This window comes from Kutzneria kofuensis (genome assembly GCF_014203355.1).
Lineage (GTDB): Bacteria > Actinomycetota > Actinomycetes > Mycobacteriales > Pseudonocardiaceae > Kutzneria > Kutzneria kofuensis.
Window position 1 is genome coordinate 6936231 of the sequence record NZ_JACHIR010000001.1, and the last position, 14826, is coordinate 6951056.

The following is a 14826-nucleotide window of genomic DNA, read 5'->3' on the forward strand; positions in this document are numbered from 1 at the left end:
GCTGACCGGATCTGGGAGGAAGTCGCGTACGTGGCCTACTACCTGCACTGGACCTTCGAGTCGATCCTCGACCTGGAGCACCCGGTGCGGCAGCGGATGATCACCGAGATCGGCCGCATCCACACCCAGTTGGCCGAGCAGACCCAGTAGTCACCCACAGTGACACCGCGGTCGGTCCGAATGCTGTGAAGGGACCATTCCTGACATTGAACGTGCGGAATGGTCCCTTCCCGAACGGTAAGGCAGTCACGGAGAGTTGAGGGAGGGCGGATGCGCTGGCCGTTTCGGAGGCGGGCCGTGGAGGCGGTGGCGGGCACGGAGCCGGCCGGCGTCGAGCGTCCGCAGGCGCGGGAGTGGACCGCGTTGCCGCCGCTGCCGGGAACCTTCGGCGCGAAGGCGCCGCTGGTCATCGGCCCCGCCCCCGTTCTGCCTCCGCTGCCCGGGCGGCGCGAGCCGATGCCGGCCAGCGAACCGTCCCTTCGCGGCTCCGTGCAGGGCATCGCCTCCGTGATCAAGCCGGTTCGGTTCGACCGCGCCGCAACGGATGTCGTGCACCGGCCGACCCGGCGCCGTGCGGTCGTGCTGCCGTCGGCACCGGTGGAGCCGGAGCCACTGACCTACGTGGACGAGCAACACGTCGAGGAGCCCCGCGAGCCCAAGGTTCCGCACCGGGCGCCGGCGTGGCTGCGGTACACCCCGCCGGCCTGGGCGATGCAGCAGGCGGACGAGCCGGGCATCCCCGACCTGCCGTTGCCGTTGCCCATCATGGAAACCCCGCCGCCGCCACCGCCCCCGGCCCCGGTGGTGAAGCCGAAGCCGGAGCGGCGGATGAACCTGGGCCAGACCCGGCGGCTCGGGCTGGGCGCGCCGATCTCGTCGGCGGCGCACCAGGTCTCGGAGGAACCGGCGCCCGAGGAGCCTGCCCCAGCGGTCGTCGCACCGGTCGTTTCGCCCGCGCCGCCCGTCGCGGCCGAGGAACCCGCGCCGTTGATCCACGAGTCGGTGCCGACGGACCTCGCCGGCGCGATGCGCCAGACGCACCAGGTCGACGTCGCCGACGTGCCGGTGGTGCGCGGCCCAGCGGTGTCGGCCGAGGCGCGATCCCGTGGCGCGCGGGCGTTCACCCGCGCCGGCAAGGTGCATCTGCCCGACGAGGCCGGCCCGCTGACCTCTCCGAAGGCCCGCGGCCTCGTCGCCCACGAGCTCGTGCACGCCGTGCAGCAGCGCACCCTCGGCTTGTCGCTGCCGTCGCCGTCGTCCGAGCACGGCCAGGCGCTGGAGGCCGAAGCCGTTGCGGTGGAACGCTTCTACGCCGGCGAGTCGGCCGCGCCGGAGCCGCAGCCGCTGATCCACGCCCCGAGGGTCACACCGGCCCCGAGCTTCGCCGCCGACAGCCACACCCAGCTCGCCCCGACCAGCACGCCGGCAACCGTTGCCCCGCAACAGGTGATCGACGCCCGTGTCCGCGAGGAGGTCGACCGCGTCGCCACCGACACGGCCCGTCGCGTCGTCCAGCAGGAGTGGCAGAACCCGTCCCTCACCGCGCAACAACGCCGGGCCCTCGGCCTGCCCCAGCAACAGCAGCAACAACAGTCGCAACAACAAGAGGAACAACCCGATCCGACCGCCGGCTATCTCGAAGCGGCGGTGTTGTCGCGGTTGCGACCATCGGCCGCCCGGCACGCCCCACCCACGTCGCCGGGCGCACATCAGACAACCCAATCGCAGCACGGACCGTTGTCGCAGACCACCGCGGCAGCGGTTCAGCCGCGGTCGTCGCCAGGCACGCAGCAACAGCAGCAGGACCAGGACGAGCCGGCCGATGCCACCGCCGGTTATCTGGAGGCGGCGGTGCTCGGCCGGCTGACCCACAACGGCCACCACCTGCACCGCGAAACCGTGCACCACCAGCAACAACAGCAGTCGCAGCCAGCCCAGACGACGCAAGCACAGCAGCAGAGCCCTCCGCAGCCCCAGGCGCACACCGCTGCCGCAACGACGAGCGCCCCGAGCGCCACCACCACGACCGTGCACCACCAGGTCGACATCAATGATCTCGACCTGGAGGAGCTGTCGGCCAGGCTCTACACCCGGCTGCGTAGCCGGCTGCGGCTGGAACTGCTGGTCGACCGGGAACGCGCCGGCCACCTGACCGACTACCGATAGGGGAGAAGTCATGCCACTCAACGACCAGTCGGTGATCGGCCTGGCCAACCGGTTCACCGTCAAGGTGACGCCGGGCGACCACGACCTGGGCAGCTGGACCAAGGCCGAGGGCCTGGACGTGACGTGGGACATCGCCGACTACCGCGCCGGCGACGGCGGCAACCAGCGCTGGTTCTTCCCGGGCAACACCAAGTACAGCCACGTCCGGCTGTCCCGGGCGGCCGCGCAGGGCGACTCGGAGAAGGTCAAGGACTGGTTGAGCAAGACCTCCTTCCACAACCAGGCCAACCAGGAGGTGCAGGTCACGCTGTACGACTCGTCGACCAAGAAGGTGCTGGAGTGGCACCTGAAGAACGCGATGCCGGCCAAGTGGTCCATCGCCAACTTCGAGGCCGGCGGCAGCAACGTGGCCATCGAGACCCTGGAGCTGGTGCACGAGGGCTTCCTCGACGACGACGTCAGCTACGGGGGCTGAGCCATGCCGATGAACGCCGCGGCCATGCTCGGCCTGGTCACCCGCTTCCACGTCACCGTCGACGGTGTCGACCTCGGTGGCTGGGCGCGCTGCTCCGGGCTGAGCGTCGACTTCAAGCCCGAGGTCTGGTACGAGGGCGGCAACTACCAGCACCCGACCTACCTGCCCGGCCAGATCGAGTACCCGCCGATCACCTTGCAGCGGGCCATGAACGCGCAGGACACGCCGCGCGTGCAGGCGTGGCTGAGCAGCAAGGCGCAGAGCTGGGTGAACGCCGACAGCAGCGGCGGCGGTGGCACCGCGCAGATCACGCTGTTCGACTCCAAGGCGCAGAAGGTGGCCAGCTGGTCGCTGCGCAACGTCTACCCGAGCAAGTGGGACGGGCCCGAGCTGGACGCCCGAACCCTGGGCGTGGCCATCGAAAGCCTGCAACTCGTGCACGAGGGGTTCCTGTGACCGGAGCACTGGACATCGCCGCCGGGGCGGCCATCGGCGCCGCCGCGCTGGCCGGCGCGCGCGTGCCGGCGATGCTGCGCTGCACCGACCCGGCCAACTTCGGCGTGGTGCCGTTCGACTTCAACCCGAAGAAGATCGGCATGTCCCGGACGGGCTCGTACGGCAACCGGTCGACGCCGACCTCCACCAACGGCAGCAGCAACGCCATGGTCACGCAGAACGTGCGCAACTCCAAGATCACCATCAGCGAGGTGAAGCTGGAGGGCATGACCACCAAGCTGCGCTGCGACACCCTGCTGGGCTGGATGGCCCCGGGCAGCGCGCTCAACCTGGTGGGCATGGTGGCCGCGCTGGCCGGCGCCAACCTGACCACCGAGCCGCCGGTGCTGACCTTCCAGTGGGGCCCGCCGATGATCGGCTTCATGTACAGCGTGCGGATGACCAACTGCGAGATCAGCTACGAGCGGTTCACCTCGGCCGGCATCCCGATCCGCGCGATGATCACCCTGCAGCTGCAGGAGGTCCCGAGCCTGCTCGGCAGCCTCCCGATGAACCCCACCTCGGGTGGCCGGCCCGGCCGGCGCACGCACACCGTCGGCGAGGGCGAGACGCTGCAGTCGATCGCCACCGCCAACTACGGGACTCCCGCGCTGTGGCGGCGGATCGCGGAGGTCAACGGCATCGACGACCCCACCCGCGTGCGTCCCGGCAGCACGCTCTACCTGCCCAACACCGACGAGCTGACGTCCGGGAGCACCCGATGATGCCCGGCGGCCTGCTGGGCCAGTCCACCGCCATCGTGTGGCCGACGATCAAGATCGGCGCGGTCATGGGGATGCCGCTGTCCCCGTTGGTGCAGAACAAGTTGGTGCGCGCCGTCGTGGACACGCACCTGCACCTGCCGGACATGTTCGAGCTGACGTTCATCGACGAGTCGGGCACCGTGACCGACGACGCCGGCCTGTCCATCGGCACCGCCGTGGAGATCCTCGCCGGCGACGCCACCAGCACCGGCACCACGTCGCTGATCAAGGGCGAGGTCACGGCGATCGAGGCGATCTGCGCCGACGCCGTGATCTACACCGTGATCCGCGGCTACGAGAAGGCCCACCGGCTGCAGCGGGCCCGCCGCACCCGGACCTTCCTCAACATGCGGGATTCCGACATCGCGCGGCAGGTCGCCAACCACGCCGGGCTGGAGGTCGGCACCGTCGAGGAGTCCGGCACCACGCACACGCACATCGCCCAGGTCGCGCAGACCGACTGGGAGTTCCTGGTCGGCCGGGCCCGGGAGATCGGCTACGAGACCGGCGTGGTCGGCGGGAAGTTCTTCTTCCGCAAGGCGTCCGGCCAGCCCAGCGGCGGCGGCCTGTTGGACACGCTGTCCGACCTCACCGGCATCGGCGCGGGCCCGACGCTGACGTTCAAGGACAACCTGATCACCTTCCTGCCCCGGATCTCCGCCGCCAACATCACGCCGGACGTCGAGGTCCGGGTGTGGGACGCCAAGTCGGCGCGGGTGGCCGTGGGTTCGGCGTCGGCGTCCACCGGCACCGCGAAGATCGACGGCGAGGAGCCCGGCCAGCTGGCCAACTCGTTCACCGACGGCCTGCTGCCGCCGCTGCCGCATCTGCCCGCGCTGCCGCCGATCCCGGGTCTGCCGCACATCGACTTCGGTTCCTCGCCGAGCAACACGGCGTACGTGGTCGTCGACCGTCCACTGGCGACCGGATCGGCGGCCGACTCGGCCGCGAACGAGGCCGCGAAGGGCTTGGCGGACCACATCTCCAGCACCTTCGCCGAGGCGGAGGGCACCGCAGTCGGCGATCCCAAGATCCAGGCCGGGGTGAAGGTGACCGTGGCGAAGGTGCCCAAGCAGTTCGCCGGCAGCTGGACCGTGACCAACGCCAAGCACGTCTTCGATCCGGCGGAGAACGGCTACCACACCCGGTTCTACGTCAGCGGCCGGCAGGACCGCTCACTGCTCAAGCTCGCCTCCGGTGCGGCGGAACAGCATCCGGGGCTGACCGGTCTCGTGTGCGGGGTCGTCACGAACTCGAACGACCCGGACAGCAAGGGCAAGGTGAAGGTCGCGCTGCCGTGGCTGTCGCCGGACTACGAGTCGGACTGGGCCCGGGTCGTGCAGCTCGGCGCCGGTCGCCGCAGCGGGCTGGTGTTCCTGCCCGAGGTCGGCGACGAGGTGTTGTTGGGCTTCGAGTTCGGCGACCCGCGCCGGCCGTACGTGATCGGCGGACTGGTCAACGACAACTCGTCGTACGAGCCGCTGAGCTCCGCGGTCAACGGCTCCGGCTCGGTGGTCAAGCGCGGCATCACCTCGCCCGCCGGCAACGGCCTGCTGCTGGAGGACGACCTGCCGCCGGGGCCGCCCGGCGCGGCGCCGCCGACCACGTCGTCGATCACGCTCGGCACCGGCGACGGCAACCTGGGCCTGGCCATCGACCAGGTCGGCGGCACGGTCACGCTGACGTGCAAGCCGGCCCCGCCGGCCAGCCGCACGCCGGCCGGCTCGCTGGTCATCGAGTGCTCCGGGGCGGGTTCCATCGAGCTCAGGGCCGGCGCCGGCGGGCTCAAGATCACCAGCGACGGGCAGCTCGAACTGTCCGGCCAGGCCGGGGTGAAGATCTCCAGCTCGGCCGTGGTCGAGGTGCAGGGCTCGCTGATCAAGCTGAACTGAGAAGAGGCAGTGGTGTCACAGGACTTCGTCGGCGCCGGGTGGGCGTTCCCGCTGGGCGTGTCGCCGCGCGGCGGCATCGAGCTGGTCCGCCGCGAGGTGGAGCTGGAGCAGGCCATGCGGCTGATCCTGGCCACCTATCCCGGCGAGCGACCGATGCGGCCGGCGTTCGGCAGCCGGCTGCGGGACTTCGTGTTCCGGCCGGCCGACGCGGCGACCGCCGCGGAGCTGGCCGAGGAGGTCCGCAACGCGCTGCTGCGCTGGGAGGCCCGGGTAGACGTCGAACTCGTGGACGTGCGGCCGGATCCGGACGACCGCAGCGTGCTGTACATCGACATCAGCTACCGGATCAAGCACACCAACGACCGCCGCAACCTGGTGTTCCCGTTCTACACCATCCCCGAGGACGGGAGTGACTACTGATGGCGCTGCCGGTGCCCAACCTCGACGACCGCCGGTTCCAGGACCTGGTGGACGACGCCAAGCGCATGGTGATGCGCCGCTGTCCGGAGTGGACGGACCACAACGTGTCCGACCCGGGCGTGACCCTGATCGAGACCTTCGCGTACATGACCGACCAGCTGCTGTTCCGGCTCAACCAGGTGCCCGACCGGCTGTACGTGAAGTTCCTGGACATGATCGGCCTGCGGCTGATCCCCGCCACCCCCGCCGAGGTTCCGGTCACGTTCTGGCTGTCCGCGCCGGCGATCACCTCGGTCGGCGTCGCCATGGGCACCAGCGTGGCGACGCCTCGTACCGACCTGGAGGAGTCGATCCTGTTCAGCACGCGCCGCGATCTCCAGATCGTGCCCTGCGCGCTGAGCCAGGTCGCCACCCAGTCCATCGAGGACGATGCCCCGGTCGAGCGGACCGAGGAGCTCAAGCTGGGCCGGCACTTCGGCGCGTTCAGCGCGTCGCCGCAGGTCGACGACGTGCTGCTGGTCGGGCTGACCGATCCCGTGCCGAGCTGCGTGGTGCGGCTGGACTTCGACTGCCACGTCGAGGGTGTCGGCGTGCATCCCGAGCAGCCGCCGCTGGTGTGGGAGGCGTGGACCGGAGCCGGGTGGACGGAGTGCCTGGTCAGCCGGGACGACACCGGCGCTTTGAACAAGGCCGGCGGCGTGCTGGTGCACGTGCCGGACACGCATGAGGCGTCCGTCCTGGTCGGACAGCGCGCGGGGTGGTTGCGGGCCAGGGTGATCGCCGTGCCGGAGGGCTTCCCGACCTACAGCGACTCGCCGGTGATCATGGGCCTGGCGGCGTCGACCGTCGGCGGCACCGTGGAGGCGATCCACGCCGAGATCGTCGACGTCGAGTTGTTGGGAATGTCGGAAGGCGTTGCCGGGCAGCAGTTCCGGATCTCCCGGTCGCCGCTGCTGGGCGGCGTGGCGTCGCCGGTGGTGGAGGTCAGCTCCGACGACGGCTGGCAGGAATGGCAGCAGGTGAGCGGCTTTGCCTGGAGCGGCGCCTCGGACCGGCACTATGTGCTCGACGAGGTCGCCGGCACCGTGACGTTCGGCCCGGCCGTTCGTGACGCCGACGGCAGCATTCGCCAGCACGGGGCCGTGCCGGACGCCGGTGAGTCCGTGCGGATCCGGCGCTATGCCACCGGCGGCGGCCGGCAGGGCAACGTCGGCAAGGGGACCATTCGCACCTTGAAGTCGTCGATCCCGTTCGTGGACCGGGTGGAGAACCTGGAGTTCGCCAAGGGCGGCGTCGATGCCGAGACGATCGACGAGGCCAAGGCCCGAGGCCCGATCCTGTTGCGTACCAGGAGCCGGGCCGTCACCGCCGAGGACTACGAGGCGATCGTCCGGGAGATCGCGCCCGAGCTGGCGCGGGTCCGCTGCGTGACCGCCGGCGAGGACGACGTGCAGGCCGGTGCCGTGCGGGTGCTGGTCGTGCCGGCGGTCGCCGAGGAGGGCGGCATCAAGCTGGCGGAGTTGGTGCCCGAGGAGGACATGCTGCGGCGGATCGCCGATCACCTCGACCAGGTTCGGCTCATCGGCACCCGGGTACTCGTCGAGCCGCCGCGCTACCGTGGCGTCACCGTCGTCACCCGGATCATCGCCCGGCCGCGCGTCGACACTGCTCGCGTCCGGGCCGACGCGCTGTCGGCCTTGTACGCGTACCTCAATCCGATCAGCGGCGGCCCCGACGGAACCGGCTGGCCCTTCGGCCGTCCCGTCCCCGCCGGCGAGATCTTCGGTTTGCTGCAACGGGTTCGCGGCGTGGACATGGTCGAGGACGTTCGCCTGTTCGGGGCCAACCCCGTGACCGGTGTGCGCGAGGGGGAGAGCCAGCGCATCGAGCTGGACCCGTGCAGCCTCGTCTTTTCGTACGAGCACCAGGTGAGAGTGGAGCAGCACTGATGCGTGGCACCGTGCCCGGCCTGCCGACGGCCGTTCCGCTGTCGGCCATGCTACCGGGCATCTACCAAGAGGATCCTTTCACAGTACGGTTCATCGCCGGCTTCGACGACGTTCTCGCCCCCGTGTTGTCTACTTTGGACAACTTGGCCGCCTACCTCGACCCCGCGCTGGCCCCCGAGGACTTCCTCGCCTGGCTGGCCGGCTGGGTCGGCCTCGAACTGGACGAGAGCTGGCCCGTGGAGCGGCAGCGGGCCGCCATCGCCCATGCCGCCCAGATGTACCGGATGCGTGGCACCGTTTCGGGTCTTCGCGACAACCTCGAAGTCCTCACCGGCGGCCGGGTTCGCATCGCCGACAGCGGCGGCGTCGCCTGGTCGGCCACCCCCGGCGCCGAGTTCCCCGGCCAGGACCACCCCCGCCTGGCCGTCCGGGTCTCCGTCGCCGACCCGAGTTCCGTGTCCGTGAGTGCCGTCGACGCCGTCGTGTCCGCCGCCAAGCCGGCACACGTCGTGCACAGGGTGGAGGTGGTTGCGTCGTGATCGTCTGCCGGAGCTGCGGTTTCCACAACAAGGATGCCGACTCGTTCTGCGGGTCGTGCGGCGAGTTCCTGGAGTGGACAGGCGAGAAGATAGCCCCCAAGCCGGCTCCCGTCGTCGTCGAGCCCGAGCCCGAGGAGCCGGCTCCCGCCAAGCGGAGCCTGCTCGAACGCATCCAGTCCCTGGTGTACTTGGACGTCGGTGAGCGCGACCCCATGCCCGCCCAGAGCGGCCCCATGGGCGGTCCACCCCGACCGCCCGGCCCTCCCGGCATGGGTGGCCCGCCCCGGCCCCCCGGCCCTCCCGGCGTCGGTGGCCCGCCCCGACCCCCTGGTCCTCCCGGTGTTGGCGGTCCTCCTGGCCCGCCCGCCGCAACGGTCGGGCCGCCCAAGCCTCCTGGCCCTCCCGGACCGCCTGCGGCCACGGTCGGCCCACCGACCCCGGCCGGTCCTTCTGGTCCGCCCGCGGGGACGGTTGGTCCGCCCAAGCCTCCAGGCCCGCCCGGCGCTGGTGGTCCTCCCGGTCCGCCCGCCGCGACCGTCGGACCTCCCGTGCCCCCGGGTCCTCTCGCCGGCTCGGTTGGCGCGGCCGCGCCGACGGGGCCGGCCGCGCCTTCCTCATCACTTGAACTCCCCACTCCGCAGCCGCCCACGCCCCAGCCGCCCGTGGAGGCAGCCCTCGTCGCCCCGCTCCACGCCACCCCCACCCCGCCCAAGCCCGACACGCTCTCCGTTCTCCCCGAGCGCGAGCAGAAGCGGGTGACGGCCGTCGTCAAGAAGCCGCCGACGCGGCGGCTGCAGCCCGGCGACCTGATCTGCGGGGACTGCGGGGAGGGCAACCCCGACACCCGGAAGTTCTGCAGCCGGTGCGGGGCCAGCCTGTTGGCGGCCGAGGTGGTGAAGACGCCGTGGTGGCGGAAGATCCTGCCGAAGCGGCGTACCAAGGTCCGCAAGGCCCTGGAGCGGACGGCCAAGGACCGCAAGGCGAAGCGGACCGCCACCGGCACGGCGTTCAGCGCGGTGTTCAAGACGATCCGGGCGCTGGTCGCCGTCGTGCTGGTGCTGGGCGGCATCGCGTACGGGTCGCTGCCGGCGGTGCGTACCTGGGTGAACAACCAGGTGGCGTCGTGGCAGCAGGACGCGCAGTCGGCGCTGGACCTGACGTACGCGCCGGTCCATCCGACCAAGGTCACGGCCACGCTGGAGGAGCCGACCCACCCGGCCGACCAGTCGGCGGACAGCATCAGCAACACCTTCTGGGCCGCTCCCACGAACAAGGGGGAGGCCACGCTGGTGTTCACCTTCGACCGCCCGGTGAACATCGACAAGGCGATCATCCAGAACGGCGACAACGACAAGTTCGACCAGTACTTCCGGGTGGAGCGCCTGCACCTGGTGTTCTCCAACGGCAAGACCGACGACCTGCAGCTGAAGGACCAGCCCGACCCGCAGGAGTTCACCGTCCAGAACGGCCACAACGTCACCAGCATCGAAATGCACGTGATGGCCACGTACCAGTCCCTGCACGGCACCGACGTGGCGCTCAGCGAGGTCGAGCTGTTCCAGCGCAGCTGAGCCGAATCCAGCGAGGAGGCCCCGGGCGGACACCGCCCGGGGCCTCAGTGTCGGAGGAGGTTCGGCACCCACAGCACCGTTGCCGGCGGCTCGGGCACAGCGAGAGGGGCCTTCGCGACAGTGTCGCGAAGGCCCCTGCAAGCGGTGCTCGAGGTGTCAGTGGCGGAAGTCGAAGTCGGGCGCCACCAGGCTGCCGGGGGTGACCAGCAGGTCGGCGGTGCCGGCAACGGGCGGGTTGGTCCCGGTCACGGAAGCCTGCACGGTCCGAGGACCGAGCTCGCTCAACGGAAACACCAGCAGCGAGGTGCTGAAGTTGCCGTTGCCGTCGCTGGTCACGGCGGCGGACTCCGGGAAGCCGTTCAGGTAGCGCACGGCGATCGGGCTGGACGCGGCGAATCCGGTGCCGGTCACGGTGATCACCGAGCCGGGCGAACCGACGGTGGGGCTGAGCTTGACGGTCGGAATCGTCACGGAACCACTCAGGGCGACGAGGTGCGGCGACCCGGCGGCGTTGTCGTCGAAGCGCAGCACGGCGGTGCGCTGATCGGGCGTCGTGGCGGCAGCGGCCCGGCCGGTCGGGCTGTACTTGACGGTCACCTGACACGATTGTCCGGATTGGACTGTGGTGCAGCCGTTGGTGGCGACGGAGAAGTCACCGGCCTGCTGGCCGGCGGTGATCGACACCCCGGAGATCGCCAGCGGCGACTGCCCGTTGTTCACCACGGTGACGTTCTTCTGCACGTTCTTGGCCAACGGGAGCTGCTGACCGAAGTCCAGTGGATCGGGGCCGGCGGAGAACTGCGGCGGCTTCAACACGACCTGGGTGCCGACGCCACGAAGGTCCACTGTGTACGTCTTGCCGGTCACCTTCGCCCGCAGCGTCACGGTCCCCGTGCGAGCCGTCGTATCGGTGGGCGCGAACTTCACCGTCACAAGACAGGTGTCGCTGCCGTTCAACGGAGCATTGGTGCACGTCTGCCCGCCGACGCTGAATCCTGCCCCGGAAACGGTCACCTGGTCGAAGCCGAGCGGCCCGAAACCGGTGTGATGGATGGTGGCGGTCCGCTCCGTGGTCTGCCCGACCGTCACGGAACCGAAGTCGACGGGATCGGCCAGCATTCCCGGCTGGAAAGTGCGCACGAACGAGTCGGTGGTCCTGTTGGTGTCGCCGGCGATCAGGTCGTCGGCGGCTGAGTCGAAGGCGACCGAGCCGCCGTCGGCGGACAACACGGGGAACAGGCTGTCGTCGTCGCCGGGCGCGGACTTCGGACCAGCCGAAGCCAGCTCGGGATGCTGCGTGGTCAACAGGTTCAGCACCACGACCTGGCACGCCTGGAGCCCAGGATCCGGCGCGGCGGAAGACGAGGCGAGGACGGCGTTCTTGCGCAGCGACACGATGACCGGGTGGAAGCAGTTGTTCGACACCTTCGCCCCGGTGCTCTCGGTGATCTCCGGGCTGTCCGTGACGAACGCCAGGTAGTGCCCGTCGGCCGACAGCGCCGGGTACTTGCCGTCGTGCTCGTTGCCGGCGAAGTCCTTGGACACCACCGAAGTCTTCACGACCGCACCGGGTCCGGCAGCCCGGTCGACGAACCGCACCCTCGCCGAGGTGTCACCGTCGATGACGCTGGTGAACGCGACGTGCCGGCCGTCCGCGCTGACGGCGGGCTCGAAGTACTGGGCCCGCGAGTTCAGCGGCACCCCTTCGGTGTCGACGTCCAACCGCGTGATCTTGTTCGTACGCAGGTCGTTGCTGACGATCGCGTAGAAGTCGCCGTCGGTCTGCGTCGACATGTACCGCACCGAGACGACGAGGTGGTTGCCGTCGGCGGACAGCGCCGGATCGCAGAAGTCCTCGGTACGCGAATCGGGCAGCGGCATCGTCTCGCGCACGGAGTCGGTACGCGCCGGCGCCGTCAGAGCGCCGGTGGGCGTCTTGTGCAAGGTGGTGACGACGAGGGTTTCCTGTTGCACGGCCTGGACATAGCAGCCGGAGCCCTCGATCCACGCGATACGACCGCCGTCGGCGGACAGTCGCGGCTGGTGCGCGTTCAGACCCTCCCCGTGCACCGGCACCTCCGGCGGCAGCACGCTGACGGTGGTGAACGCGCACGGGCTCTGGAACTTGCCGGTGTTGCCGGGATCCCGGTCGCACACCACGATCGCGCGGTTGCCGTCACCGGCCGCGCCGGAGATGTTGCCCGCCTCGGTGGTGAACGCGATGTACCGGCCGTCCGCGGAGATCGACGGCTCGTAGCTGTCGCCGTCGGACGGGCTGATCGCGTTCGGTCCGGTGTGGACGATGATGTCCGGACCGGTGCTGATCAACGTGGTGGTGCCGGCGACCAGGTCCCGCACGTACACGTCCCGGTGCCGGCCGTCGGCGTCCACCGGGTCCAGCCCGCGACCGGTGAACGCCACGTAGCGGCCGTCGGCGGACAGCGCGGACTCCGAGCCGCCGCTCGTCGCCTGGGATCCGTTGTTCAGCACGGAGGCGCGCACGGTCGTTCCCGGCGACACCGCCGCGACCGCGGCCGGCCCCTGGCCGACCACCAGCAGGACGGTCGTCGCCGCCAGGAGACCGATTGCCGCCAGAAGGGCGAGCAGGGGCCCGCGGACATGCATGCTCATGTGCCAGAAGCTAGGGCAGTGGCCGCCGGGACCGCCCCCGGAAACCGGGCGGCCTTCCGGCCGCCGGTGCTCGCCCTTTGGTGCGAACCGGGCCGCCCCCTGGCGCTCCCGAACGTCGCTGCCTTCGATGGTGCCAGCGCACGACACTTTTCGCCATGGGTGCCATCACGTCGCTCGAACAGCCGAGCCTGGCCGTCACTCCCGGCGAGCAGGCCCACTGTGTCGTGCAGATCCGCAACACCGGCAGCATCGTGGACCAGTTCGCCGTGGACGTCATCGGCGACGCGCAGCAGTGGGCGACCGCCGAGCCGCGCGTCGTGAACCTGATGCCCGGCGACGTGGGCACCGTGGCGCTGACCTTCGCCCCGCCGCGCAGCGCCGAGGCGCGCGCCGGGCAGACGCCGTTCGGCGTGCGCGTGAAGTCCCGGGAGGACCCGGAGGGCTCCGTGGTCGACGAGGGCGTCATCACCGTCGCCCCGTTCATGGAGCTGCGCGCCGAGGTGACGCCTCGGACCTCGCACGGCCGCGTGCACGGCCGGCACGAGCTCGTGATCGACAACCTGGGCAACTGCCCGGCCGAGATCGAGCTCATCGCCACCGACACCGAGGAGCGGCTGTCCTTCCGGTTCCGGCAGCCGACGCTGACCGTCGAGCCGGGCACGGCCGCCTTCGTCCCGTTCACCGCCCGACCGCACAAGCGGTACCTGCGCGGTGCCGAGCGCAAGCACCAGTTCCAGGCGACGGTGCTGACCACCGGCGGCGAACCCGTCTCCGCCGACGGCGCGTTCATCCAGAACCAGTTGCTGCCCAAGTGGCTGCTGCCGGCGCTGGCCGCGCTGCTGGCATTGATCATCCTGGCGATCGTGCTGTGGTTCACGATCATCAAGCCGGAGGTGCAGTCGACCGCCAAGCAGGCGGCGCAGGAGCAGGTGACGCCGGTCATCTCCATCGCCGACCGGGCGCAGCAGCAGGCGGAGTCCGCGCAGCAGCAGGCCGCGCAGGCGCAGCAGGCGGCCGGCGGCGGCAACGCCCCGAAGCCGGGCACTCCCGGCGGCGCGGGCGCCGGCGGCGAGGTTCCCGGCACGGACACGGACTTCCGCATCGTCGCCAACGCCCCCGTCACCCCGGATGCCAACAACTTCAAGAAGTTCGGCATGGAGGTGCCGCCGCCGGCGGACAAGACCCTTGTCGTGACGGACTTCCTGCTGCAGAACCCGTACGGCGACACCGGCATCATCCGGCTGCAGCGGGACAACCAGGTGCTGGCCGAGTTCGGCCTGGGCAACTTCCGCGCCTTCGACTACCACGTGGGCCAGACCTGGCGGTTCGCTCCGGGACAGCACCTGGTGATCACCGTCAACTGCCAGTCGGCGACGTCCGGCACCTGCCGCAGCTCCGCCTCGTTCTCCGGGAAAATCCAGTAGAATCGGACACATGACGGAACGCAAGCCGGCCGGCATGAGCTTCGAGACGTGGCTGGACAAGCAGATCCGTGAGGGGGAGCAGCGGGGGGAGTTCGACAACCTGCCGGGCAAGGGGAAGCCGTTGCCCGACCGCGGCGAGCTGCGCGACCCGGACTGGTGGGCGCGCAGCTACGTCGCGCGCGAGGGCGGTCCCGTCGACGCGCTGCTGCCGGAGTCGCTGCAGCTGCGCAAGGAAGTCGAGCGCCTGTCGGAAACCGTGCGGGAGCTGGCGTCCGAGCGGCTGGTCCGTGAGCACGTGGCCGCGCTGAACAAGCGGATCGTGGCCTGGCTGCGGTCGCCGACCGGCCCGCACGTGAAGGTCGGTCCGGTGAACGCGGACGAGGTCGTGGCGCAGTGGCAGGCGTCCCGCCCGAAGCCGGTCGCGGCGGCCCGGACGGTGGAACCGGAGAAGAAGCGCCGGTGGTGGCGGCGCGTGTCCTGATCCGTGGGTATCGTGGCCT

The 14826-nt window shown here is 70.6% G+C and carries 13 protein-coding genes; 12 read left to right on the forward strand and 1 reads right to left on the reverse strand.

What is annotated here, in order from left to right:
• Positions 1 to 9: 9 nt before the first annotated feature.
• From BJ998_RS49280 to BJ998_RS31935, 10 genes are all read left to right on the forward strand, one after another.
• Positions 10 to 150 (forward strand): DUF6760 family protein, encoded by a 141-nt coding sequence (locus BJ998_RS49280; RefSeq protein ID WP_312890584.1) that lies wholly within the window; start codon positions 10 to 12, stop codon positions 148 to 150.
• Positions 151 to 270: 120 nt separating this feature from the next.
• The gene (locus BJ998_RS31895) at positions 271 to 2166 is read left to right on the forward strand and encodes an eCIS core domain-containing protein (RefSeq protein ID WP_184867030.1); all 1896 of its coding nucleotides are present in this window, start codon (positions 271 to 273) and stop codon (positions 2164 to 2166) included.
• 10 nt (positions 2167 to 2176) lie between these two features.
• Positions 2177 to 2641, forward strand: coding sequence for a phage tail protein (locus BJ998_RS31900; protein ID WP_184867031.1), 465 nt, complete (start codon positions 2177 to 2179; stop codon positions 2639 to 2641).
• Between the two features lie 3 nt (positions 2642 to 2644).
• Entirely contained in the window at positions 2645 to 3097 is a 453-nt protein-coding gene (locus BJ998_RS31905) for a phage tail protein (protein ID WP_184867032.1), read from the forward strand.
• The gene (locus BJ998_RS49285; protein ID WP_184867033.1) at positions 3094 to 3861 is read left to right on the forward strand and encodes a LysM peptidoglycan-binding domain-containing protein; all 768 of its coding nucleotides are present in this window, start codon (positions 3094 to 3096) and stop codon (positions 3859 to 3861) included. The genes BJ998_RS31905 and BJ998_RS49285 overlap by 4 nt, the downstream gene beginning before the upstream one ends.
• The gene (locus BJ998_RS31915) at positions 3858 to 5792 is read left to right on the forward strand and encodes a phage baseplate assembly protein V (protein ID WP_184867034.1); all 1935 of its coding nucleotides are present in this window, start codon (positions 3858 to 3860) and stop codon (positions 5790 to 5792) included. The genes BJ998_RS49285 and BJ998_RS31915 overlap by 4 nt, the downstream gene beginning before the upstream one ends.
• Before the next feature lie 12 nt (positions 5793 to 5804).
• Positions 5805 to 6212: a gp25 family contractile injection system sheath assembly initiator gene (locus BJ998_RS31920; RefSeq protein ID WP_184867035.1), complete on the forward strand. Its 408-nt coding sequence runs from the start codon at positions 5805 to 5807 to the stop codon at positions 6210 to 6212.
• Positions 6212 to 8161: a putative baseplate assembly protein gene (locus BJ998_RS31925; RefSeq protein WP_184867036.1), complete on the forward strand. Its 1950-nt coding sequence runs from the start codon at positions 6212 to 6214 to the stop codon at positions 8159 to 8161. The genes BJ998_RS31920 and BJ998_RS31925 overlap by 1 nt, the downstream gene beginning before the upstream one ends.
• Positions 8161 to 8700 (forward strand): phage tail protein I, encoded by a 540-nt coding sequence (locus tag BJ998_RS31930; RefSeq protein ID WP_221338193.1) that lies wholly within the window; start codon positions 8161 to 8163, stop codon positions 8698 to 8700. The genes BJ998_RS31925 and BJ998_RS31930 overlap by 1 nt, the downstream gene beginning before the upstream one ends.
• Before the next feature lie 662 nt (positions 8701 to 9362).
• Complete coding sequence (locus BJ998_RS31935) at positions 9363 to 10271, forward strand: discoidin domain-containing protein (RefSeq protein WP_184867037.1); 909 nt, start codon at positions 9363 to 9365, stop codon at positions 10269 to 10271.
• A gap of 156 nt (positions 10272 to 10427) precedes the next feature.
• Here BJ998_RS31935 and BJ998_RS31940 read toward each other — a convergent pair whose 3' ends face one another.
• Positions 10428 to 12902 (reverse strand): choice-of-anchor D domain-containing protein, encoded by a 2475-nt coding sequence (locus BJ998_RS31940; protein ID WP_184867038.1) that lies wholly within the window; start codon positions 12900 to 12902, stop codon positions 10428 to 10430.
• Positions 12903 to 13057: 155 nt separating this feature from the next.
• Between BJ998_RS31940 and BJ998_RS31945 the strand changes: the two genes are divergently transcribed.
• Both BJ998_RS31945 and BJ998_RS31950 read left to right on the forward strand, forming a co-directional pair.
• Positions 13058 to 14326 (forward strand): COG1470 family protein, encoded by a 1269-nt coding sequence (locus BJ998_RS31945; protein WP_184867039.1) that lies wholly within the window; start codon positions 13058 to 13060, stop codon positions 14324 to 14326.
• A 10-nt stretch (positions 14327 to 14336) separates the two neighbouring features.
• Positions 14337 to 14807 (forward strand): DnaJ family domain-containing protein, encoded by a 471-nt coding sequence (locus BJ998_RS31950; protein WP_184867040.1) that lies wholly within the window; start codon positions 14337 to 14339, stop codon positions 14805 to 14807.
• Positions 14808 to 14826: the final 19 nt, after the last annotated feature.